The sequence below is a fragment of the Curtobacterium sp. WHRI 8282 genome (genome assembly GCF_040223925.2).
GTDB classification, from domain to species: domain Bacteria; phylum Actinomycetota; class Actinomycetes; order Actinomycetales; family Microbacteriaceae; genus Curtobacterium; species Curtobacterium flaccumfaciens.
The window spans coordinates 1-22,976 of the sequence record NZ_JBEHCD020000003.1 but is presented as its reverse complement, the minus strand read 5'-3'; the positions used below and the strand labels follow the sequence as shown (position 1 = coordinate 22,976).

21 protein-coding genes and 1 other RNA gene are annotated in these 22,976 nt (G+C 72.7%); 14 read left to right on the top strand and 8 right to left on the bottom strand.

From position 1 onward, the window contains the following. Nucleotides 1–149: 149 nt before the first annotated feature. Genes ABRP24_RS10970 through ABRP24_RS10960 form a run of 3 tightly spaced genes read right to left on the bottom strand, consistent with a single transcriptional unit; the run spans nucleotide 150 to nucleotide 3,097 of the window. Nucleotides 150–1,166 (bottom strand): transporter substrate-binding domain-containing protein, encoded by a 1,017-nt coding sequence (locus ABRP24_RS10970; protein ID WP_349848174.1) that lies wholly within the window; start codon nucleotides 1,164–1,166, stop codon nucleotides 150–152. Nucleotides 1,167–1,211: 45 nt separating this feature from the next. Next, complete coding sequence (locus ABRP24_RS10965; RefSeq protein ID WP_349848172.1) at nucleotides 1,212–1,985, bottom strand: amino acid ABC transporter ATP-binding protein; 774 nt, start codon at nucleotides 1,983–1,985, stop codon at nucleotides 1,212–1,214. Then, nucleotides 1,985–3,097: an amino acid ABC transporter permease gene (locus tag ABRP24_RS10960; RefSeq protein ID WP_349848170.1), complete on the bottom strand. Its 1,113-nt coding sequence runs from the start codon at nucleotides 3,095–3,097 to the stop codon at nucleotides 1,985–1,987. The genes ABRP24_RS10965 and ABRP24_RS10960 overlap by 1 nt, the downstream gene beginning before the upstream one ends. 155 nt (nucleotides 3,098–3,252) lie before the next feature. On the opposite strand from ABRP24_RS10960, the gene ABRP24_RS10955 reads away from it, so the two are divergent. The 4 genes from ABRP24_RS10955 (at nucleotide 3,253) to ABRP24_RS10940 (ending at nucleotide 7,613) form a co-directional block, all read left to right on the top strand. Further along, nucleotides 3,253–3,504 (top strand): DUF4287 domain-containing protein, encoded by a 252-nt coding sequence (locus tag ABRP24_RS10955; RefSeq protein WP_214522219.1) that lies wholly within the window; start codon nucleotides 3,253–3,255, stop codon nucleotides 3,502–3,504. Nucleotides 3,505–3,590: 86 nt separating this feature from the next. Then, complete coding sequence (locus ABRP24_RS10950) at nucleotides 3,591–4,598, top strand: hypothetical protein (RefSeq protein WP_349848168.1); 1,008 nt, start codon at nucleotides 3,591–3,593, stop codon at nucleotides 4,596–4,598. Nucleotides 4,599–4,680: 82 nt separating this feature from the next. Continuing rightward, complete coding sequence (locus tag ABRP24_RS10945) at nucleotides 4,681–6,066, top strand: alpha/beta hydrolase (protein WP_349848166.1); 1,386 nt, start codon at nucleotides 4,681–4,683, stop codon at nucleotides 6,064–6,066. Continuing rightward, entirely contained in the window at nucleotides 6,063–7,613 is a 1,551-nt protein-coding gene (locus ABRP24_RS10940) for a GMC family oxidoreductase (protein ID WP_301601312.1), read from the top strand. The genes ABRP24_RS10945 and ABRP24_RS10940 overlap by 4 nt, the downstream gene beginning before the upstream one ends. 48 nt (nucleotides 7,614–7,661) lie before the next feature. Here the strand turns inward: ABRP24_RS10940 and ABRP24_RS10935 are convergent, their stop codons facing one another. Beyond that, nucleotides 7,662–8,228, bottom strand: a complete 567-nt coding sequence (locus ABRP24_RS10935; RefSeq protein ID WP_301601313.1) for a GIY-YIG nuclease family protein — start codon at nucleotides 8,226–8,228, stop codon at nucleotides 7,662–7,664. Nucleotides 8,229–8,407: 179 nt separating this feature from the next. After that, nucleotides 8,408–9,253, bottom strand: coding sequence for a siderophore-interacting protein (locus ABRP24_RS10930; protein WP_110863873.1), 846 nt, complete (start codon nucleotides 9,251–9,253; stop codon nucleotides 8,408–8,410). 84 nt (nucleotides 9,254–9,337) lie between these two features. Here ABRP24_RS10930 and ABRP24_RS10925 point away from each other — a divergent pair, with 84 nt between their 5' ends. The 10 genes from ABRP24_RS10925 to ABRP24_RS10880 all read left to right on the top strand — a co-directional run bounded on the left by ABRP24_RS10925 (nucleotide 9,338) and on the right by ABRP24_RS10880 (nucleotide 20,118). After that, nucleotides 9,338–10,021: a heme oxygenase (biliverdin-producing) gene (locus tag ABRP24_RS10925; RefSeq protein WP_138803218.1), complete on the top strand. Its 684-nt coding sequence runs from the start codon at nucleotides 9,338–9,340 to the stop codon at nucleotides 10,019–10,021. A gap of 172 nt (nucleotides 10,022–10,193) precedes the next feature. Beyond that, the gene (locus ABRP24_RS10920; protein WP_349848163.1) at nucleotides 10,194–12,851 is read left to right on the top strand and encodes a phosphoenolpyruvate carboxylase; all 2,658 of its coding nucleotides are present in this window, start codon (nucleotides 10,194–10,196) and stop codon (nucleotides 12,849–12,851) included. Between the two features lie 568 nt (nucleotides 12,852–13,419). Next, nucleotides 13,420–14,628 (top strand): multidrug effflux MFS transporter, encoded by a 1,209-nt coding sequence (locus ABRP24_RS10915; protein ID WP_266061319.1) that lies wholly within the window; start codon nucleotides 13,420–13,422, stop codon nucleotides 14,626–14,628. A gap of 59 nt (nucleotides 14,629–14,687) precedes the next feature. After that, on the top strand, nucleotides 14,688–15,023 hold the full coding sequence (locus ABRP24_RS10910) for an STAS domain-containing protein (RefSeq protein WP_017886068.1): 336 nt from the start codon (nucleotides 14,688–14,690) through the stop codon (nucleotides 15,021–15,023). Further along, nucleotides 15,023–15,436, top strand: coding sequence for an ATP-binding protein (locus ABRP24_RS10905; RefSeq protein ID WP_035808261.1), 414 nt, complete (start codon nucleotides 15,023–15,025; stop codon nucleotides 15,434–15,436). The genes ABRP24_RS10910 and ABRP24_RS10905 overlap by 1 nt, the downstream gene beginning before the upstream one ends. Before the next feature lie 130 nt (nucleotides 15,437–15,566). After that, on the top strand, nucleotides 15,567–16,550 hold the full coding sequence (locus ABRP24_RS10900) for an AraC family transcriptional regulator (protein WP_349848160.1): 984 nt from the start codon (nucleotides 15,567–15,569) through the stop codon (nucleotides 16,548–16,550). A 49-nt stretch (nucleotides 16,551–16,599) separates the two neighbouring features. Next, on the top strand, nucleotides 16,600–17,205 hold the full coding sequence (locus tag ABRP24_RS10895; RefSeq protein WP_349848158.1) for an alpha/beta hydrolase: 606 nt from the start codon (nucleotides 16,600–16,602) through the stop codon (nucleotides 17,203–17,205). 107 nt (nucleotides 17,206–17,312) lie between these two features. Continuing rightward, entirely contained in the window at nucleotides 17,313–18,386 is a 1,074-nt protein-coding gene (locus ABRP24_RS10890) for a hypothetical protein (protein ID WP_349848156.1), read from the top strand. A gap of 149 nt (nucleotides 18,387–18,535) precedes the next feature. Then, a complete protein-coding gene (locus ABRP24_RS10885) occupies nucleotides 18,536–19,381 on the top strand; it encodes a Nif3-like dinuclear metal center hexameric protein (RefSeq protein WP_349848154.1) in 846 nt (281 codons plus the stop codon). A 2-nt stretch (nucleotides 19,382–19,383) separates the two neighbouring features. Then, nucleotides 19,384–20,118 carry a zinc ribbon domain-containing protein gene (locus tag ABRP24_RS10880; protein WP_027465445.1) on the top strand — a complete coding sequence of 245 codons (735 nt, stop codon included), beginning with the start codon at nucleotides 19,384–19,386 and terminating at the stop codon, nucleotides 20,116–20,118. Nucleotides 20,119–20,746: 628 nt separating this feature from the next. Here the strand turns inward: ABRP24_RS10880 and rnpB are convergent. The 3 genes from rnpB to map all read right to left on the bottom strand — a co-directional run bounded on the left by rnpB (nucleotide 20,747) and on the right by map (nucleotide 22,922). Continuing rightward, nucleotides 20,747–21,107, bottom strand: an RNA gene (gene rnpB, locus ABRP24_RS10875) — RNase P RNA component class A. Nucleotides 21,108–21,267: 160 nt separating this feature from the next. Next, nucleotides 21,268–22,017, bottom strand: a complete 750-nt coding sequence (gene ppgK / locus ABRP24_RS10870) for a polyphosphate--glucose phosphotransferase (RefSeq protein WP_027465446.1) — start codon at nucleotides 22,015–22,017, stop codon at nucleotides 21,268–21,270. 41 nt (nucleotides 22,018–22,058) lie between these two features. Further along, nucleotides 22,059–22,922, bottom strand: coding sequence for a type I methionyl aminopeptidase (gene map / locus ABRP24_RS10865; protein WP_027465447.1), 864 nt, complete (start codon nucleotides 22,920–22,922; stop codon nucleotides 22,059–22,061). Nucleotides 22,923–22,976: the final 54 nt, after the last annotated feature.

The window sequence follows — 22,976 nt, the reverse complement described above, 5'->3', positions numbered from 1 at the left end:
CGTTCCTGCTCGTCCGCGAAAGCCCGCGCACGCAACGAGCGACACCACCGAGGTCGTACGACCTCGACGGTGTCGCTCTGCATCAGCACCAAGCACGAGCACCAGGCATCAGCACCAGGCCCCGATGCGCCGAACCGGGGCGCGCGGCCTCAGCTGTTGTCGAGCGGCAGACCCTCGGGGTTCACCTCGGACGTCTTCACGGCCTCGTTCGACAGGTTGTAGGCCGCGAGCCACTTCGCGTAGGTGCCGTCCTCGATGAGCTCGTTGATCGCCGCCGCGACGGGCTTCGCGATGCCGCTGTCCCGCTTCGTCGTGGCGGCGATGAGCCCCTGCAACGAGGATCCGGCGCCGGAGTACGTGCCCGCGGTCTTCGTCGGCTTCGCGGTGCTCTTGCTCTGCGTGTTCTGGTAGGCGATCGTCGGGTTCGGACCGAAGTAGGCGTCGATCTTGCCCGAGTCGAGTGCGAGCCTGACCGCGTTGCCGTCCGGGTAGTACTTGATCGTGAAGTCCTTGCCCTTGGACCGGAGCTCCTTCTGCCACTCGAGCAGGATGTTCTCCTGGTTCGTGCCGGAACTGACGGACAGGGTCTTCCCGGCGAGCACGGACGGGTCGCCGTCGAACCGCAGCGAGCTCGAGGCCAGCACCTGGAACGCCAGGTTGTCCTGCCGGTACGAGGCGAAGTCGTACTTCTCCTTGCGCTGCTCGGTGACCGTGACGTTCGAGAAGCCGGCGTCGTACTTGCCGCTGTCGATGCCGACGAACAGGTTGTCCCACGTGGCGTTCTGCACGTCAGCGCGCAGCCCGAGCTTCGCGGCGACGAGCCGTCCGAGGTCGGGCTCCGAGCCGGTGATCGTCTTCTGGTCGTCACCGGTGAAGGCGAGCGGCGGGAACCCGGCGGGCAGGGCACCCACGCCGATCGTCAGCTTGCCGGACTTCCGGACGGCGGAGGGGAGCGCGTCGTGCAGCTTCGGGTCCTCGGTGACCTCGAGGGTCGTCTCCTTCGCCGCACCGTTCGAGGCGGCGCCGATGGTGACGGAGCCGTCGGGTGCGCCGCTCGTGTCGGCGGAAGCGCCCGCCGAGCACCCGGCGAGGGCGACGACGACGCCGGCTGCGAGGACGAGGAAGCCGGCGCGGTTGCGCCAGCGGGCGGGGGTGATCGTGGACATGGTTCTCCTTGGGGTGCGTGCGGGGATCAGGGATCGGGTCAGGGGTCAGCGGACGCGGGACAGGAAGTCGCGCGTGCGGGTGTGCTGCGGGTCGTCGAGCACCTGGGCCGGCGGCCCCTGCTCGACGACCCGCCCGTGGTCGAGGAACACGACGTGGTCGGCGACCTCGCGGGCGAAGGCGATCTCGTGCGTGACGATGACGAGCGTGGTGCCCGTGTCCGCCAACCCCCGGATGACCCCGAGCACCTCGCCGACGAGCTCCGGGTCGAGCGCCGAGGTCGGCTCGTCGAGCAGGACCACCGACGGCTCGAGCGCCAGCGCCCGCGCGATGGCCACGCGCTGCTGCTGCCCGCCGGAGAGCTGCCGCGGCCGGGTGTCGCCACGGTCGCCGAGTCCGACGCGCTCGAGCAGGGCCGCCGCGCGGTCGCGCGCCACGGCACGGGGGACTCCGGCGGCGATCGGCCCCTCGGCCACGTTCTCGAGCGCGGTGAGGTGCGGGAACAGGTTGAAGTGCTGGAACACGAAGCCGATCCGGGACCGCTGCCGCAGGATGTGCCGCTCGGGCAGCTCCTTCCAGCGGGGGACCCCGTCGCGGCCAGTCCGGAGTCGGACGCCGATCGTCTCGTCGCCGACGGTGACGACCCCGCGGTCGAGCGGCTCGAGGTGGTTGATCGCCCGGAGCAGCGTGGACTTGCCGGAACCGGAGGGGCCGAGGACGACGGTCACGCTGCCGGACGGCAGCGACAGGTCGACGCCGTCGACGACGACCGTGTCGCCGAACGCCTTGACGGCCCCGTGGATGCTGATCGCTGCGCTCATCAGATGGTCCTGTCGTCGATGGTGGAAGCGGGGCCGGACGCGACCACGCGCGCGGCGGAGGCGGCCTGCCGGGGGCGATCCGGGCCTCCAGGCCGTCCCGACCCACGTCCGGAACCGCGACGCACGGCGGCCCGCACCCGCTGGAACGGCGTGGGCGGCAACGCCCGGACCGAACCGCGGGCCGTCCAGCGCTCGACGTAGTACTGCACGATCGAGACCGCGCTGGTGAGCACGAGGTACCAGATCGTGGCGACGACGAGCAGCGGGATGATGTCCGTCGGGTAGGTGCTCGACAGGTTCTGCACCACGCCGAACAGGTCGAGCAGCGAGACGTAGAACAGCAGCGACGAGGCTTTCAGCAGTCCGACGACCTGGTTGACGAACGCCGGCACGATCGACCGCAGCGCCTGCGGCAGGATCACCCGCACGAACTGCCGGCGACGGGGGAGCCCGAGCGCCTGCGCGGCCTCGTGCTGGCCGTGGTCGACGGCGAGCACGCCGGCGCGGACGATCTCCGACGCGTAGGCGATCTCGCTGAGGCTCAGCCCGATCACACCGATCGCTAGGTCGCCGAGCACGTTGGCGGTCGGCACCTGGAACTGCGGCCCGAAGGGGATCCCGATGCCGATGGTCGGGTACAGCGACCCGAGGTTGTACAGGAAGACGAGCACCAGGATGAGCGGCACCGACCGGAACAGCCAGACGTACCCCCACGCGAGCCCGGACAGCACCGGGTTCCGCGACAGCCGTGCGATCGCGACGACCACACCGCCGGCGAAGCTGATCACCGCGCTCAGCGCCGTCGCCGTCAGCGTCAGCTGCAGTCCGGTCAGGACGGCGGGGCTGAACAGCCACTTGCCGACGGCGGGCCAGCCCCACTGCTCGTTGGTGAACAGCGTCTCGACGAAGTTCAGCAGCACCACGAGCACGAGGGCCGCGGCGATCCACCGCAGCGGGTGGCGCAGCGGCACGACGGGGCGGTCGAGTGCGGCGTGTCCGGCCGCGTCGATGGTCGCGGTCTCCGGCCTGGAGGCGCGGCTCGGCTCAGGCGTCCGGCCCGCGTCGTCGACGCTGGTCGCCTCCCGCTGCGGGGCCCTGGTGGTGTCGGTCATGTCGCGACCGTAGGAGGCCCGGGCGGCGCCGACAACGCCTCGCGCAACACCCCGCCACGCGACGCAACACCCGGCCATCCGGCGCAACGCGGCGTCACAGAACGCCTGCCCCGCGTGACGTTCCGTGACGGCCGACGGAGCGCTACCGTTGCGCCATGACAGCGCATCGTGTGACCGCCCCGGTGCCCCCGGCGGACGGCACCAAGGTGAAGGGTCCGGCGTCGTACTTCCCGAGCATCGAGGCGACGTACGGGCGCCCGGTGCAGGAGTGGCTCGACCTGGTCGCGGACCGGCTCGACGGCCACCAGCACATGGAGGTCGTCGGGTGGCTCAAGTCCGAGCACGGCCTCGGGCACGGGCACGCGAACGCCCTGGTCGCCTACGTGAAGCACGCGCTGGCCTCCTGAGTCGACGTGCTTGGTGCGGCGGGTGTCGGTGGCGCTGCTCGTTGCTTGGTGCGGCGGGTGTCGGTGGTCGTTCCTAGCGTGGTGGCGTGGCCGAACCCGTCGATGCGTGGTGGCGCCGCCGACAGTGGTCGCGCGGCGAAGCGGTGCCGTACGCCGTCGGGCAGTTCCGCGCCGACTGGGCGCCGTACCCGGTGCTCATCCGGCAGTACCACCCCGACTGGAACCACGGCGTCGTCCTGACCCAGGTCCCCCCGGCGGCCGAGGTCCTGCTCACCTGGGAGTGCGACGTCGGGCACGTCTTCGTCGCGACCCCGTCCGAACAGCGGTCCCGTCCGGGCCGTGAGCGCCGCCGCTCCGTGTGGTGCCCCGAGTGCGCGGTGCAGGCCCAGCCCCAGCGGTGGCCGGTGCTGCCGTCGGACTGGCCCCGGACGGTGCCCGTGCCGCAGCGGGTCGTCCGGAGTGCCGGACGACAGACCCTGCCCGCGGCTCCGGTGCGCGGGGTCCCGGCCGGAGCCGTCGCGTCGAGCCGTGCCGGCTCTCGTCGGCCCGTCGCCGGGTCCGCCGGCTCAGCAGGCTCGGCAGGGTCGGCCGGTGGTGCACCCCGTCGGGCCACCCAGTCCGTTCCCCGCACGATCTGCCCGAAGACCCCGCGGCTGCCGTCGGGTGAGTCGTTCACGAGCGTCTGCGCCCCGGCGACGGCCTCGGCGGTCGAAGCCGAACTCCGGGGCATGCTGTCCGAGCGGTTCGCGTTCACCTACGACCACTCCGCCATCCGGCTCGACCGCCCGTTCTTCGACCACGTCGAGGCCTGGCCGGACATCATCCTGCCCGAGCTCCGCGTCGCCATCGAGTACGACTCCACCGGTCGGCACGGACTCGAGCACGTCGGACCCCGGCAGGAGACCGACCGCAGGAAGGACCGAGCCGTCCGCGCCGTGGGGTGGGAGGTCGTCCGCATCCGTACCGGGCGGCTGCCGGCGCTCGGCCCTTACGACCTGCAGGTCTCGGGCATCTCCGGCCGGACCGTCGAGCGGCTGGCGGACACCCTGCGCGAGCTCCGGGGCGCGCTGTTCGTCGGCGCCTACGCCCGGTGACGCCGCCGATCGGGGTACAGGCGCGGCGGCACGGGGTACGGCCCGGCTGGGAGCGGTCGCGAGCGACGGGTAGGTATACAGGGTGACCACCGTCTTCTGTCTCCACGCCCTCGGCGCGAGTTCCGAGGAGTTCGCGCTGCTGCGCGCTGAGCTCCTCGGCGACCTCGACCTGATCGGCATCGACCTGCCCGGCTTCGGTCGCAGCCCGGCGTCGTCCGGCACCACCGTCGAGGAGATGGCCGTCCTGGTGGAGCGCGCGATCGGGGCGAGCGGCTCGACGGAGTGGATGCTCCTCGGGCACTCGATGGGCGGCAAGGTCGCCACGGTGGTGGCCGACCGCACGATCTCCGGCGCGAACGGCCTGTTCGGGCTGCGAGCCGTGGTGCTCGTCGCCGCGTCCCCGCTCGCTCCCGAGCCGATGGACGACGACCGCCGCTGGACGATGCTCTCGTGGGCTGCCGGTGGCCCGATCGGCACCGAGGACGCTGAGGAGTTCGTCGCCGCCAACACCGCGGCACCCCTGGCGCCCGCGCGGCACAGTGCGGCGGTGCAGGACGTCGAGCGGACCGACCCTGCGGCGTGGACGGACTGGCTGTCCCGCGGCAGCCGCGAGGACTGGTCGGACGCCGCACCGAACCCGGTGCCCGCCCTGGTGCTCGCCGGCGCCGAGGACGGCGACCTCGATGCCGACGCCCAGCGTCGCCTGACCCTGCCGCACTGGCCGAACAGCGAGCTCCACGTCGTCGACGGCGCCGCCCACCTGCTGCCCTGGGAACAGCCCGAGGCCGTGGCCGAGCGCATCCGCGACTTCTGGCAGCGCCGGGTCACGGGGTCGCCGGTCGTCCCCGTGGAGCACGCCCGCGTGATCGCCTCGCCGCGGGTCAGCGCCCGGACCCGAGGCCTGCTCGCCGAGCGCGCCCTGCCCGACGACCCGACGGCCGCACCCCACGCGCTGACGCCGACGCAGTTGGACACCCTGCGCGCGGTCGCGCGGATCGTCGTCCCGCAACCCGGCGTCGACCAGGTCGACCTGGCACTGCGGGTCGACGCGCAGCTGGCCGCGGGGCTCGGCGACGGCTGGCGGCCGGACGGCCTGCCGGTGGACGCCGAGGCCTACCGTGCCGCGCTCGACGTGCTCGCCGCACCCGCCCGCGACGGCGTGCTCGACCAGGCCCTCGAGTCCGTGGCAGCCGGGCGGTACCGCGCCGACGGTGATCTCGACGCCGAGCAGCTGCGCGCGTGGTTCGAGGACGCCAGCGTCGACCTCGTGAAGCACTGGCTCGCACACCCCGCCACCATGGCCGCCATCGACTTCGACGGCTACGCGAACGGCGGTGACGGCGTCCGCAAGCAGGGCTTCCAGCTGCTCGCGGCGGGCCAGCGCGAGGCCTGGGAACCCGAGGCCCCCGCCGACCCCGGCACGGCCACCACGATCGACACCGCACCGACGACCGGAGCTGCACGATGAGACTCGACGGACAACGCACGTACGGCACGGACGACGTCGTCGACGTTGTCGTGGTCGGCACCGGGGCCGGGGGAGCACCGCTCCTCGCCTCGCTGGCCCGCCGCGGCCTGACGGTCGTCGCGCTCGAAGCCGGCCGCAACACCGAGCCGGGCGACCACGTGCCGGACGAGGTCGCCGCCCCCGGTGACATCAACTGGATGGACGAGCGGCTGAGCGGCGGCGGAGCCCCCACCGCCTTCGGCCCCAACAACAGCGGCACGGGCGTCGGTGGCTCGACGCTGCACTGGGGCGCGTTCACCCCGCGGCCGAGCGAGCACGACCTGCGACTGCGGACCGAGAGCGGCGCGGGGCAGGACTGGCCGATCAGCCACGCCGAGCTCACCGGCTGGATCGAGCAGGTCGAGCACGACGTCGGTATCGCCGGCCCCGAGCACTACCCGTGGGACCCGTCCCGTCGCTACCGGATGCGCCCGCCGGCCCGGAACGCCTCGTCGGACATGATGATGCGCGGCACCGCTGCGGCCGGGATCACCGCGACCGATGCCCCGGTCGGCCTGACCACCGAGGACCGGCACCAGGAGCACCACGGGCTGCGCCAGGCCTGCGTGTCCTGCGGCTCCTGCCACCAGGGCTGCCGCAACGGCTCGAAGGTGTCGATGGACACGACCTACCTGCCCGCCGCCGTGGCGTTCGGTGCCGAGATCCGTCCGGAGTCCTTCGTGCACGGCATCGAGCTCGACGCGGCGGGACGGGTCGAGGCCGTCCTGTACACCGCCGACGGGCGCGAGCACCGCCAGCGCTGCCGGACCCTCGTCCTCGCCGCGGGCGGTGTCGAGACGCCGCGGCTGCTGCTGCACACCGGTGTCGCGAACGGCAGCGGACAGGTCGGCCGGAACTTCACCGCGCACGGAGCCACCCAGGTGTGGGCGCGGTTCGACGAGTCGATGCGCTCGTACCGCGGGTACCCGTCGTCGATCATCACCGAGGACTTCGTCCGACCGGCGGACGCCGACTTCGCTGGCGGCTACCTCATCCAGAGCCTGGGCGTGCAGCCGCAGACCTTCGCGACGTCGCTGGTCCGGGGCGGCGGACTCCGCGGTGCCGAGCTCGTCCGGGCGCTGCAGGACTACCCGTTCTCGGCCGGCGTCGGCATCAACGCCGAGTGCCTGCCGTACGACGACAACCGGCTCGAGCTGACCGACGAACTCGACGAGCACGGTGTCCCGCGTGCCCGGGTCTCGTTCACCCCGGGCTCGAACGAAGAGGCGATCCGCCGCCACGCGGTCCGCACGATGACGACCATCGTCGAGGCTGCCGGTGGCCAGGACGTCCGGGTGCTCGAACGCACGGCGCACACCATCGGGACCGCGCGGATGGGCACGGACCGCGAGACCTCCGTCGTCGACCAGGACGGCCGCTCGTGGGACGTCCCGAACCTGTGGATCGCCGACAACTCGGTGTTCCCGAGCGCGGTCATCGCGAACCCGGCGCTGACGATCATGGCGCTCTCGCTCCGGACCGCCGACCGCATGCTGCAGGCCGCCTGAGCAGGCGCCCCGGCGGCTGAGCAGGCGCCCCGCCTGCTCGGTCGTGCGTCAGCCCTGCAGCGCGAGCGCCTCGCTCGTCCACCGGGCGTGCAGGTCCCACGGGTCGTCGACCCCGGCGGCGACGGTGTCCACGTGGGCCAGGAGTTCCGGCGTCACCCGGAACCACTCGGTACCCGGGTACCGGCTGGCGGCGAACGTGGCGTGCCGTCGGCGTTCGAGGGTCCGGTCACCGCGCTCGAACGCCAGCAGGTCCTGGTGCGGGATCGCCGCGAGCCGTTGCCGGGGGTTCATCGTCGTGCCGATCTTGATGCGGTCGCCGAAGTCGTCGCGCATCCGCAGGTAGTAGACGACGTCGACCCGAGGGGGAGCGAGGTCGCCGTCCGGTACCTCCCCCCAGCGCCACTCGCACCGGGCGCACACCACTCCCGAGGGGTAGCGCACTCCGATCCGCGAACCGCACGCCGGGCACGGGCCGGGCAGGGCGTCCTCGATGCCGGGGTGTTCGGCCGCGAGGTCGGCGACGAACGCGACGTGCGCACCGCACAGGGGGACTCCCGCGAGACCGTCCGCGAGCACGCCCGCGCAACCCGGCACGCAGCACGACGAGGTGACCATGCGCGGAACGCTAGCCCGACCCACCGACGTGCCCCGGGCCTCCCGGCCGCTGCGCGCACCGGGCGTACCGGGCGTCCCTGGTCGAACCGGGCGTACCTGGTCCGTTCTTCCGACCAGGTACGCCCGTTCCCACCAGCCATCGCGCCCACCATGGGAAAGAACGGGCACGCAGACCGCCGTCAGTCGGTGAAGATCACCCCGACGGGCTCGCGCTTCTCCTCCTGGAACTCGTCCTCACCGCGACCGAGCGCCCAGTACGCCGACAACGACATCTCGCGCTTCTCCAGCCCCCAGTCGTCCTGCAGCAGCCGACGGATCGCCTTCATCGCGGTCCGCTCGCCGTGCGCGAAGACCTGGACCGGCCGGGAGGCACGCGGCAGCCCGCGGGCCGTCTCCAGCAGGAGCGTGCCCGGCTGGGCGCCGGTGGCGTCCCGGTGCAGCCACCGCAGGTCGACCCCCGCCGGGTGCCGGAGGTCCTGCTCGTCAGCGGGCCCGGCCACCTCGACCAGGGCGACCCCGGTGGCGGAGTCGGGCATGGACTCGAGTGCGGCGCCGATCGCGGGCAGGGCGCTGTCGTCACCGAGCAGCACGTGCGTGACCGCCGGGTCCGTGGTGGGTGCGTAGCCACCACCGGGCCCGGACAGGGCGAGCCGATCACCCGGCTGTGCGGACGCTGCCCAGGGACCGGCGAGGCCCTCGTCGCCGTGCACGACGAAGTCGATCGCGATGGTCCTGGTGGTGTGGTCGACCGCACGCACCGTGTACGTGCGGCGGGCGGGGCGGTCGTGCTTCGGCAGGGTCTCGCGCAGGGCCTCGAGGTCGTACGGCGGCACGAGTCCGAGCGACGGCTTGGCGAGCAGGAGCTTGACGTACTTGTCGGTCGAGCCGAGTCGGTCGGGGTCGGCCTGGGCGACGAAGTCCTCGAACGCCGAGCCGCCCAGGTGCACGCGCACCATGTGGGGCGAGAGCCGTTCGGTACGGTCGACGACGAAGACGTGCTGGGGGCGTTTGGGTTTCGAGCTCATCGTGGGGGAGCTTCCTCTCGCGGGTTCGGCGCCACCTGGGTGATCCCTGCTTGAAGCGCGCATCACTAAGGTTAGCCTTACCTCATGGACTCGACCGTCATCCCGTTCTCCGAGCTGCTGCGGCGTCGCACGCGGCGCTCGCACGGTGCCTCGGCCACGAGCGGCTTCATGCAGGACCTGCTCGGCGGCGACTGCGACGTCGCCGACTACGCGGACCTGCTCGGACAGTACGCCTTCGTGTACGACGCGCTCGAGCGGGCGGCGGAACGCATGGCCGACCACCCCGTGGCGGCGCCGTTCGTCACCGCGCAGCTCACGCGGATGCCGGCGATCCGTGCCGACCTCGAGTACCTGATCGGCCCGGACTGGTCCGAGCTGGTGTGCCCGCTGCCCGCGACGACCGCGTACGTGCGACGCCTCAACGAGGTCGCGGCCGAGTGGCCCGGCGGCTTCGTGGCACACCACTACACGCGGTACCTCGGCGACGTGTCCGGCGGGCACGTGATCGGACAGGTGCTGGCCGAGCGGTTCGGGTTCGACACGAACGGTGTCCTCTTCTACATCTTCGACCAGGTCGCCGACCCGAGCGACTTCGAGCACACCTACCGGGCCCAGCTCGACGCCGCGCCCTGGACGGCCGACGAGCAGGAGCGGGTGATCGCCGAGGTCGAGCTCGCCTACGAGCTGAACCGTGGGCTGCTCGCCGGCCTCGATGCCCGCCGTGCGCCGTTCCGTCAGGAGCCGGGTAGCGCCTCCGTGCCCGCCTGACCCGCGGCGGCAGTACCCAGGCCCAGCCCGCCCGAACCCGCCTGCCCGCGCAGCGGCTGCGCACTCCCGCCCGGCCCCGCGTCCGTCCGGACGGTCGACGTCATGCGTCCCCGGGTGCCGATACGCTGCTGGGACCCGGGACCAGCCTCCCGGACGACCCGGAAAGGACTCCATGACGGCGATCGACGGATCTGCACGCCACGAGCGCGCGCGGGACGACGTCAGCGGTGCGGTCGACAGTGACCTGCGCGCCGACGTGCGGTACCTCGGCAACCTCCTCGGCCGGGTGCTGCGGGAGAACGGGGGCGACGAACTGCTCCACGACGTGGAGTCGTTGCGCGCCGCCGTGATCGACGCCTACGAGGGCGACCACGCCGAGGGTGCAGCGCGTGCCCAGGCGATCGTCTCCGGCATGTCGGCCGAACGCGCCGAGGCCGTGGCACAGGCGTTCACCACCTACTTCCACCTCACCAACCTGGCCGAGGAGCACCACCGCGTGCGGGTCCTCCGCCAGCGCGGCGACGACGGCGGCGTCGCCGGCGACTCGTTCCCCGCCACCTACGCCGAGCTCGTCGCCGAGGTCGGCGAGGCCGAGGCCGCCGAGCGCCTCCGCACCCTGCGGTTCCACCCGGTGCTGACGGCCCACCCGACCGAGGCCCGCCGCCGCGCGGTCACCACGGGTGTCCGCCGCATCACGGACCTCATCGACGAGCGCGACCGCGCCCGCAACGCGACGGCCCGCGCCGAGAACGAGCGCCGCCTGCTCGAGGAGATCACGACCCTCCTGCGCACCTCCCCGCTCCGCACCACCCGGCCGACCCCGCTCGACGAGGTCCGCACCGCGATGAGCGTGTTCGACCAGACCCTGTTCGAGATCGTCCCGCAGGTCTACCGCCTGCTCGACGACCGGCTGCAGGGCGACGACGCCGGCCGCGCTCCCGTGATCGCGCCCGCGTTCGTGCGGTTCGGCACCTGGATCGGCGGCGACCGCGACGGCAACCCGCACGTGACGGCCGACGTCACCCGCCAGGCCGCCGAGATCGCGGCAGAGCACATCCTGCTCGGCCTCGCCCGCGCGACCACCCGCATCGGCAGCGCCCTGACCCTCGACGCGAGCGACACACCCGCCGACGCCGGCCTCACCGCCCTCGTCGCCGCGCAGGAGTCCCTCGACCCGGGCATCGCCGAGCGGATCGGCGTCCGCGCACCGAACGAGACCCACCGTCGTGCGCTCCTGTTCGTCGCCGCGCGCATCGACGCCACCCGGACCGGCACCACGCCGCTGGCCTACGACGGCCCCGAGGCGCTGCTGGCCGACCTCCGCACCATCCAGGCGTCGCTCGTCGCCGCCGGTGCGATCCGCCCGGCGAACGGCGAGCTGCAGAACCTGATCTGGCAGGTCGAGACCTTCGGGTTCCACCTGGCCGAGCTCGAGGTCCGCCAGCACTCGCAGGTGCACCGCACCGCCCTGGCCGAGATCCGCGGCGGTGGCGAACTGAGCGAGACCACCGAAGAGGTCCTCGCCGTGTTCCGCACGATCGCCGGGCTGCAGTCCCGCTACGGCGTCCGGGCGGCGAACCGGTACATCGTGTCCTTCACACAGTCCCCGGCGGACCTGGCGAACGTGCACGAACTCGCGGTCGCCGCGCTCGGGTCCGCCGAGGCCGCGCCGGTGCTCGACGTCATCCCGCTGTTCGAGACCTTCGCCGACCTGCACGCCAGCGTCGACATCCTCGACGAGGCCGTCCGCACCGAGGCGTTCCAGCGACGCCTCGCCGCAACCGGCCGTCGGCTCGAGGTCATGCTCGGCTACTCGGACTCGTCGAAGGACGTCGGCCCGGTGTCCGCGAACCTGGCGCTGTACGACGCCCAGGCCCGCATCGCCGACTGGGCCGGCGACAACGACATCGAGCTGACCCTGTTCCACGGCCGGGGCGGTTCGCTCGGCCGCGGTGGCGGTCCCGCCAACGAGGCCGTCCTCGCGCAGCCGCCGGGGTCGATCGACGGTCGCCTGAAGCTCACCGAGCAAGGTGAGGTCATCTTCGCCCAGTACGGCGACCAGGACATCGCCGCCCGCCACCTCGAGCAGATGGCCTCGGCGACGCTGTTCGCGTCGTCGCCGTCGAACGAGGCGCGCACCGCCGCCGCGGCCGCCCGGTTCGCCGACCTCGCCCAGCAGCTCGACGACGTCTCGCGCGTCGCCTTCTACGACCTGGTCAAGGCCGACGGCTTCGCGCCCTGGTTCGCCCGGGTCACCCCGATGGAAGAGATCGGCCTGCTGCCCCTCGGCTCCCGCCCGGCCCGTCGTGGCCTGTCGGTGGAGTCGCTGGAGGACCTCCGCGCCATCCCGTGGGTGTTCTCGTGGACGCAGGCGCGCATCAACCTCGCCGGCTGGTACGGGCTCGGCTCCGCGCTCGAGGCCGTCGGCGACGTCGACGTGCTCCGCGCCGCGTACGCCGAGTGGCCGCTCTTCGCCGCGATGATCAAGAACGTCGAGATGTCGCTCGCGAAGACCGACGAGCACATCGCCCGCCGGTACCTCGAGCTCGCCGACCGCGACGACCTCGCCGCGAAGGTGCTCGACGAGATGGTCCGCACCCGCGACTGGGTGCTCCGCGTCTCCGGCGGCAGCGACGTGCTCGAGGACCGGCCCGTCCTGGCCCGCGCCGTGCGCCTCCGCAGCCCGTACGTCGACGCGCTGTCGCACCTGCAGCTCCGTGCGCTGCGCGCCATCCGCACGTCCGGCAGCACGGACCCGACGGACGCCGACCACCGGCTCCTGCTGCTCACCGTCAACGGGATCGCGGCCGGCCTGCAGAACACGGGCTGACGCCCCCGACCGACGGACAGGAGGCCCGGTGCCAGCTGGCACCGGGCCTCCCGTCCGTCTGCGCGCACGTCCCGGGCCGCACCGCCCAGTGGTCACGAAGCGTCGGCTGCGCCTCGCGCCGTCGGTCGGCCCGAGTGGTCAGGACACGTCGGGTTGCCCCGGACGAGTGGTCACGAAGCGTCGGCTGCGCCGTCGCCGGGCCACGGAACGCGACCACTCGGCGGACGTGAGCGGGGTGTCGTGACCGCGCGCGCTTCGCGCCGTCGGTCGGCCCGAGTGGTCAGGACTCGTCGGGTGGCACCCGTCGGGCGGTCACGAAGCGTCGGCTGCGCCGTCGCCGGGCAACGGAACGCGACCGCTCGGCGGACGTGAGCGGGGTGTCGTGACCGCGCGCGGCACCGGACGGGAGGCCCGTGGCGGGGCCGCACCGGGCCTCCCGTCCGTCCGCGCGCACGTCGCAAGGCCCGGGTTCCATGAGCAGCAACGGTCGCGTCCGGCACCTCGACCCGACCGTTGCTGCTCACGAAGTGCCTGTCGAATCGATTCGGGGACGCGTAGCGTGTCCGAGGTGACGACGGAGCGCAGCCTGGGACCGACGACGACCGTGCTGCCCCCGATCGTGCCGCTGGCGCTCATCGTCGGGGTCTCGCCGTTCGCGACGGACATGTACATCCCCGCACTCCCGGCCATCGCGCGTGACCTCGACACCACGCCGGGCGCGGTGCAGCTGTCGCTCACGGCGTTCCTCGTGGCCTTCGCGGTCGGCCAGCTGCTCGTCGGACCGGTGAGTGACGGGATCGGTCGTCGGCCGATGCTCGTCGTCGGGACCGCCCTGTTCGCCCTGGCGTCGGTCGGCTGCGCGCTCGCGCCCGACGTCGTGACGCTGGTGGTGGCCCGCGTCGCCCAGGGACTCGCCGGTGCCGCGGGCGCCGTGGCCGGTCGGGCGATGGTGTCCGACGTGACGAGCGGCACCCGGATGGCGAAGGTCTTCGGCACACTCGCGGCCATCAACGCGATCGGCCCCGTGGTGGCCCCGCTGGCCGGGGGAGCGGTGCTCACGGTCGGCACGTGGCGGCTCATGTTCGTCGTGCTGGCCGTGCTCGGTGCCGTGTTCTTCGTGGCCGTGGTGCTGCGGTTCCGCGAGACCCTGCCGCCGGAGCGTCGCGGTGGCGTCGGGTTCGCGGCCAACGGACGTCGCATCCGCGAGCTCCTGGCGATCCCGCGGTTCCGGGCCTACGTGCTGAGCGGGGTGCTGTCGACGGTGGGGTTCTTCGCGTACATCGCGACGAGCTCGTTCGTGTTCCAGTCGGAGTTCGGGTTCTCCGAGGGGCTGTACACGCTCGTCTTCGCCACGAACGCGTCGATGATGATCGTCACGACGCTGCTGTTCGGTCGGCTCGTCGGACGGTTCACCGAAGACGCCCTGCTGACCCTGGGCCTGGTCGTCGGGACGGTCGGGGCCACGGCCGTGCTCGTGTCGGCGCTCCTCGGACTCGGACCCGTGCCGGTGTGGTGCGCCCTCGCGGTCGTGACGGCCGCGTGGGGGTTCGTCCTGCCGGCGGCGATGACCCGAACCCAGCACGTCGGCGCGGCGCACCCGGGCACCGCGGCCGCCCTGCAGGGCGGGCTGACCTTCGGCATCGGCGGTCTCGGCACCCCGCTCGCCGGCGCGCTCGGCGGCACCGCACTGGCCATGGGTGGGGTGATGGCAGCGCTGATGGCCGCGGCCGTGGTCGTCCAGGTGACGGCGACGCGGCGAAACCGGTCCCACAACTGACGGTCTGAGCCGGTAGGTTGCTGGTTGCAAGGCGCACCGATCTGAGGAGACCCACCGAGATGGACATCGTCGTACACGAGGCGGAGACCGACACCGCCGTCCTGGAGTGCAGCGGCCGGCTCAACATGGTCTCCGCGCCCACGTTCCGCGAGACCGTCGCCCAGATCGTCGGCAACGGGCGTTCGCGGCTCGTGGTCGAGCTCTCCGGGGTCGAGTTCATGGACTCCTCCGGCCTCGGTGCCCTGGTCGGTAGCCTCAAGACCGCGCGGCAGGCCGGCGGCGACCTCCGCATCGCGGCGCCGTCGGAACAGGTCCAGATGGTGCTCAAGCTCTCGAACATCGACAAGATCCTGCGGACGTACCCCGACGGGGACGCCGCGGTGACCGACTGGTGATGACCGCCCCCGTCGCCGAGCACATGCTCGCACTGGCGTGCCCTCCGGACGACGTTTCCGCCGTGCACGATTTCCTCGCGGGCGTGTGGCAGCACGAGCCGTCCGTCGCCGCCGAGGACCGGATGGCCCTCGAGCTCGCCCTGGTCGAACTCACCTCGAACGTCATCGAGCACGGCGCCCGGCCGGACGGCGTCTCGTGCGAGCTCCGGCTCGAGATCGGCGACGAGCGCTTCCAGGCGCTGCTGTCCGACGACGGGGTCGCAGCGACGGTGGATCCCGACGCTGCCGTGCTGCCCGACGACTTCGCCGAGGGTGGTCGCGGGCTCGCCCTCGTCCGGATGGTCGTCGACGACCTGCGGTACGAACGCGTGGCCGATCGGAACCGCTGGACGGTGCTGCGCTCCCGGCACTGAGCGGGAGCACGGCGGTCACGCATCGACGGAGCCGCACCGGTCGTCCGCGCAGCGCACTCCGTGGGCCGTAAACCGCAATGACGGATCGCCGATTGTCGCGTTTCCCGGACACCGTGTCACGATTCGCGCGATGACTGTCGAGCCTGATCCCCGGATCCGGTTCGAGACGTCCGGCGCCGGACTCGACGCGGCCGTGCAACTGTACGAAGAGGCCTACGAGAGCACGGGGTTCTCGGCGTCCCGGACCGATCGTCCGTTCGCGTACCGGTTCCAGGTCGTGGGCGACGGATCGATGACGTTCCGCTCCACCCGGTTCGACGGGCGGATGCAGGGCGAGGTCGAGGTCCCGGACGAGTACGTCGTGATGTGGACCTCGGACGGCGGTGGCCGAGTCGACGTCGGTCGCCAGGAGGTCGACTTCGCACCGGGGACGCCACGGGTGTTCCCGACACGGCGCCCCTTCGTGTTCGACCTGCAGGACGTCCGCCAGAGCCTCGTGCAGTTCGACCGCACGTACCTGGAGGGCGTCGCCGCCGAGGTGCACGGCACCCGGCCCGGCCCCCTGGTGTTCGACCACACCGCCGCGCCCCGGCCGGAGGACCTCCGCGCCTGGAACGCCCGGGTGCAACGAGCCGCTGCGATCGTGCTCGGCCCGGCACCGCTCACCGCGCTGGCCCTCGCCGAGACCGTTCGTGAGACCGCGCTGGCGTTCCTCGACACGTTCCCGCACGAGTCCATCGCCCCGGATGTCGCGCTGCCACAGGGAGCCACGGGTCGCGTCCGCGAGGCCGTGGAGTTCATGCACGCCTTCGCCCACACGCCCGTGACCACCACCGACGTCGCCCAGCACGTCGGCCTGAGCGTCCGGGGGCTGCAGCAGGCGTTCCAGCGGCAGGTCGGCACCGCGCCGAACGCGCTGCTGCGGGGGATCCGCCTGGACCGCGTGCACGAGGAACTCCGGCGTGCGTCGGCGGGCGACCTGACGGTGGCGAGCGTGGCGTTGCGCTGGGGCTTCGCGCACCTCGGCCGGTTCTCGGCGGCGTACGCGTCGCGCTTCGGGCAGTACCCGCGCGACACGCTGCAGCAGCCCCGGGGCGCTGTCCTGCAGCCCTGACGCACGTCACACTGCGGATCGGGCCTCGCCGGTTCGCTACGCTGCCCGGGTGAGCAGACCGCGACCGTGGGTGATCGTCCCCGGCATCTGGAACTCGGACCCGGACCACTGGCAGTCCGTCTGGGAGCGGGAGCAGCAGGACGAGCACGACCAGCACGACCACCACTCCCAGCGCGCCGCCGTCCGCATCGCCCCCACCTCGTGGAGCGACCCGGACCCCGACGACTGGCGCGCCGCGATCTCCGCGGCCGTGGCCTCGCGCACGGAACCCCCGGTCCTCATCGCCCACAGCCTCGGCGTCCTGGCCGTCGCCGACTGGCTCGCCACCACGGGGGACGCTCCCGCGCTCGTCGCCGGTGCCTTCCTCGTCGCCCCGCCCGACCCGCTCGGTGCCGCGTTCCCGGCCGAGGCCTCGGGCTTCGTGGCACCGCGCCCGGTACCCGCGGCCCAGCAGGTCCCGACGCGCCTCGTCGTGAGCGACGACGACCCGTACTGCAGCGCCGACCGGGGCGTCGTGTTCGCCGACGTCATGGGCGCGGACGTCGTCCGTGTCGGTCCCCTCGGGCACGTGAACGTCGCCAGTGGTGTCGGTGCCTGGTCGGCTGGACGGGAACTGCTGCGAGCGTTCGAGGACGGCCTCCGCCCACCCCGGTGACCACTGGGCGCGACACGCCGCTCAACTCCGCTCCGATATGGCAGGCGGTGCAGCGACACTCCGCGGATGTCCCGCATTTCGGCCCGCGCGATATTTATCCTTCGAGCATGGAGACCCAGTCCGGCGCACGCACCCCGCTCGTGGACCCGTTCGGCCGCGAGCTCGAGGAGTGGCTCCGCGACGCACCGGCGACCCGCGCCCCGTACGTGCCGGACCTCGTCGTCCCGCCCGTCACCGGCCCCGTGCAGCGCCCCGGACACGCCGCGATCAGCACCTCGACCGCCGACGAAGCGACCGTCGACCCGACGACCGCCCCGGCGCACGTCGCCACCCCGGCCCCGGCTGACGAGACGACCCCGGCCGATGAGACCACCCCGTCGGCACCCGCCGCCCCCGCGTTCCGCCGCGACCGCGCCCGCCACGCCGCGGTCTGCGCCCCGTCGTTCCCGGAGCCGCCGGAGCGTCTGGCCCTGCGCATCGAGGACCTCGCGGTCAAGGTCTCGTCGTCCACCGGCCGCAGCAGCATCGAGCGCATCGTCCTGCTCGAGGACGAGGTCCGCCGCCGTGACGAGGACCTCGCTCGCCTCGCCGCGTGGGAGGCCACCGTCGCCGGCTCGGAGGACCCCGAGGTGACGGCCGCCCGCGCCTTCGCCCACACCGTCTTCGCCGACCTGCTGACCGATGCCGCCGCCGAGGCGGACCGCCGCGACCGCGCCGCAGCCCGCCGCGCAGCGACCGCTCCCGTGGCGCTCGTCACCCGGGCGGCCCCCGTGCCGACCCGCGCAGCACGGAGCGTCCCCGCAGCGGAGCAGGCACCCGCACCGGAAGCCGCACCGGTGGTGGAACTCGTCACCCCGGAACGCGACGAACCCGTCCGGCCGGTGCTGGGCCTCCCGGCCGTGTCCCCGGTGTCCGCGGCCACGCGACCCACCCCGCTCGTCCTGCCCGCCACCGGGCCGACGGTCATCGACCGCGCGGCCTTCGCCGCCGCGCTCACCGCGCACCAGGGCGTCACCGCCAGCACGCCGGTCGTCCTGCCGGACGCCGTCGCCGCACCCGTGGTCCCGGCCCCCGTCGCGCAGGCAGCGGACGCCGACACCGCCACGGCGGCAGCGCCGGCCCCGGCCGGCTGGTGGTCGCGACTCGTCGACCGCCTGCTCGGTCTGCTCGGTCGTCGCTGACGGCTTGCGGCCACGACGCCGTCGGCTGCACTGCCTCCGGCTGCACTGCTGTCGGCTGCACTGCTGTCGGCTGCACTGCCTGGAGGCCCGGATCACCCCACACGGACCGGCTGCCCCGTCCGGGGCGATCGCCTCGGTACACTGACGGGATGCCGACGCTCCGCGAACTCCAGGCCGTGATCGAGGACCTGTGGCCCTCCGCCGGTGCCGAGTCGTGGGACTCCGTCGGGCTCGTCGCGGGGGATCCCGCCGCCACCGTCGAGCACGTGCACCTCGCCGTCGACGCTGTCCCGGCCACCGCCCGTGAAGCCGTCGAACTCGGTGCCGGGCTCCTGCTCACGCACCACCCGCTGCTGCTCCGCGGGGTGACGACGATCGCCGAGTCGACCTACAAGGGCAGCGTCCTCGCGACCCTGGTGCGTGGCGGCAGCGCCCTGCTCGCGGCGCACACCAACGCCGACGTCGTGACTACGGGCACCTCGGCCGTCCTCGCCGACCGACTCGGTCTCACCGAGCAGCGACCGCTCGACGCCGGAGCCGACCCGGACACGGGCATCGGTCGAGTCGGGGTGCTGCCCGAGGGGACGACCCTCGGCGCCCTCGCCCGGAAGCTCGTCGACCTGCTGCCGCCCACGGCCACCGGGGTCCGCGTCTCCGGTGCCTTCGACCAGCCCGTCCGCTCCGTGGCGCTCTGCGCGGGTGCGGGCGACTCGCTGCTCGGGCACCCCGCCGTGCTCGATGCCGACGTCTACATCACGAGCGACCTGCGGCACCACCCGGCCTCGGAGTTCCGCGAACAGGCGCTGCTCGGCGGCGGGCCGGCGCTCATCGACACCTCGCACTGGGCCACCGAGTGGCTCTGGCTCGACGTCGCCGCCGAGCAGCTGCGCACCCGGGCCGGGGTCCGCGTCACCGTGAGCGTCCTCCGCACCGACCCGTGGGACTTCGCCGTCCTGCCGGCCGCCGAACCCACCACCCCCACAGAAGGAGCCTGACCATGAAGGCAGCACCCGAGGACCAGGTCATCCTCCTCGACGTCCAGCGTCTCGACAACGACGTCACCCGCATCGCGCACCGCATCACGTCGTTGCAGAAGGGCGACCAGCTGACCGAGCTGAGCAAGCAGGCCGCGGCGCTCCGCAGCGAACTCGTCGCCGCCACCGGCGAAGTCGAGGACGCCGAGCGCGACCTCGCCCGCCTGGAGTCCGACACCGCAGTTGCGCAGGCCCGTGTCGAACGCGACACCACGATGCTGCAGAACGTCGCGAACGCGAAGGACGCCGCCGGACTGCAGAGCGAGCTCGACTCGCTGCAGCGGCGCATCGGCGGCCTCGAGACCGCCGAGCTCGAGATCATGGAGAACCTCGACGGGCTCCGCGCCCGGGTCGGCGACATCGAGGCGAAGCTCGCCGACGTCGAGGCCGCCCGCGGTGGTCTGGTCGCCGAGCGCGACGCGGAGATCGCCCGGCTCACGGCCGACCGCGAGTCCGCCGAGCAGGCCCGCGCCGACGTCGCTGCCAAGGTGCCGGCCGAGCTGCTCGCCCTGTACGACCGGCAGCGTGCGCGTTACGGCTTCGGCGCCTCGCTGCTGCAGGGTGGCGTGTCGACGGCCTCGGGCGTGGCGCTCAACAACTCCGACCTGCAGACCATCCGCCGGGCTGCGCCCGACGACGTGGTGCTGTGCCCCGACAGCGACGCGATCCTGGTGCGGACGGCCGAGTCCGGGCTGTAGTCGCGAGCGACGTCCGTGGCGGAGGCGCGGTGCCGGCTGGCACCGCGCCTCCTGTCCGTCGTGAGCTGGTCGCAACGCGTCGGGGGCGTGCCGCCGAGAGGTCACGAACCGTCGGCTGCGCTCCTGCCAACCGACAGTTGGTGACCACTCGGCGGACCTGAGCGGGGAGTCGTGACCGCGCGCGCCGCCCGTGCCGCCTGACGGGAGGCCCGTGGCGGCGCCGCACTGCGCCTCCGGCCCGTCGTGGGCTGGTCGCAACGCGTCGGGTGCGTGCCGCCGAGAGGTCACGAACTGTCGGCTGCGCTCCTGCCAACCGACAGTTGGTGTCCGCTCGGCGGACCTGAGCGGGGAGTCGTGACCGCGCGCGGCGCGCGCGCCGTCTGACGGGAGGCCCGTGGCGGCGCAGCACCGCGCCTCCTGTCCGTCGTGCGCTGGTCGCAACGCAACGCGTCGGGTGCGTGCCGCCGAGGGGTCACGAACTGTCGGCTGCGGCCGTGCCGGCCGACGGTTGGTGACCACTCGGCGGACCCGAGCGGGGAGTCGTGACCGCGCGCTCCGCGCGCCGCGCGCCGCGCGCCGCGCGCCGCGCGCCGGGCCAACACGGGCCAACGCGGCACGGGGAAGAGGGCGAATGGGCCGGCCGTACGCCGGGTTCTGTCCCGCCGCTTGCACGGCGGTGACGGCCATCTCTCTCGGACCGACGTTGCCGTCGGCCTCCAGCGGTCTACCCGAGGACTCGGCGAGCAGCCTCAACGTCCTCTGTCTGACCTTGCTCCGGGCGAGGTTTACCGAGCGGATCCGGTCACCCGGACCCCTGGTGGTCTCTTACACCACCGTTTCACCCTTACCGACGTTGCCGCCGGCGGTCTGCTTTCTGTGGCACTGTCTCGCGGATTGCTCCGGGTGGGTGTTACCCACCGCCCTGCTCTGTGGAGCCCGGACGTTCCTCGGCACTCCCGGGGGAGCGACGCGACCGTCTCACCGACCCATTCGCTGGAGCGAGTCTACCCGGCTCCGCGGTGCCCGATGCGAGGGGAGCCGCACCCACACGCGTACCTGATGAGAACGGGCGTACCTGGTCGAAAGTTCCGACCAGGTACGCCCGATTCGACCAGGTACGCCCGCGACCAGGCACGCCCGCAACGAGGACTAGACGCTGCGCGCCGCCAGGGTCGCGGCGCCGATGATGCCGGCGTTGTTGCGGAGCGTCGCGGGGATGATGTCGGCCTGCAGGTCGAGCAGCGGGAGGAACTCCTCGTACTGCTTCGAGACCCCGCCGCCGACGACGAAGAGCTCGGGGGAGAGCAGGGCCTCGAGCGTCGAGTAGTACTTCTGCAGGCGCTTCGCCCAGTGCTTCCACGACAGGTCGTCGCGCTCCTTGGCGGCGAACGAGGCGCGCGACTCGGCGTCGTGCCCCTCGATCTCCAGGTGCCCGAGCTCCGAGTTGACGATGAGCACGCCGTCGTTGATGAGCGCGGTGCCGATGCCGGTGCCGAGCGTCGTCACAATGACCAGCCCGTCCTTGCCCTTGGCCGCGCCGAACTGCTGCTCGGCGAACCCGGCGGCGTCGGCGTCGTTGACGAAGTGGATGGAGCGGCCGAGTTCCTTCTCGAACAGCGCCTCGGCCTCGAAGCCGATCCACTTCTTCGACACGTTCGCGGCGGACATCGTCTTGCCGTCCCGCACGATCGCCGGGAAGCAGACGCCGACGGGGACGTCGTCACCGGGGGCGAGCTCGCCGATGATCTCCTTGACCACCGCCGTGATGTCCTGGGGCTTCCCGCCCTCGGGCGTGGCCTTCTTGATGCGGTCCGTGGTGAGGGCGCCGGACGCGACGTCGACGATCGCGCCCTTGATGCCCGTACCACCGATGTCGACGCCGACTGCGAGGGAGGTCATGAGGTTGTCGTGCCTTTCGGTTGCCTGCCGGAGGTGTCCGGTCAGGAGACGGTGAGGAGCTCCGCGCCGCGTTCGGTGACGACGAGGGTGTGCTCGAACTGCGCGGTCCACGACTTGTCACGGGTCGAGACCGTCCAGTCGTCGGACCAGATGTCGGCCTCGATGCCGCCGAGCGTGAGCATGGGTTCGATGGTGAACACCATGCCGGGTTCGATCACCGTGTCGTACTGCGGTGCGTCGTAGTGGGGGATGATCAGGCCGGAGTGGAACGCCCGACCGACGCCGTGTCCGGTGTAGTCGCGGACGACGCCGTAGCCGAAGCGCTTCGCGTACGCCTCGATGGCACGACCGATCACGTTGACCTGTCGGCCCGGGGCGACGGCCCTGATGCCGCGACGCAGTGCCTCTTCGGTCCGTGTCACCAGGTCCGACACCTCGGGCGCTGCCTGTCCGACGACGAACGTGCGGTTCGTGTCACCGTGCATGCCGTCCTTGTAGGCGGTGATGTCGATGTTGACGAGGTCGCCCTCCTGCAGGACGGTGTCGTCGGGGATGCCGTGGCAGATGACCTCGTTGAGGCTCGAGCAGAGCGACTTCGGGTAGCCGCGGTACCCGAGCGTGGAGGGGTAGGCGCCGTGCGCGACGACGAACTCGTGCCCGATCCGGTCCAGCTCGTCGGTGGTCACACCGGGGCGGATGGCCTCGCCGACGGCGTCGATGGCCTGCGACGCGATGCGTCCGGCCACGCGGATGCGCTCGACCTCGTCCGGTGTGTAGGTGTCACCGAGACCGTGCTCGTGGGGCTCGACCTTCCCGACGTACTCCGGACGCTCGATGTCCTTCGGGACGGCGCGGTGCGGGGAGATGCGGCCGGCGGTCAGGTGTCCGTGTTCGTCCCGGGGCATGCGGACCACTCTAGCCGCGGCGCGACGCGCCGAACGCAACCGCCCCACGGTGCG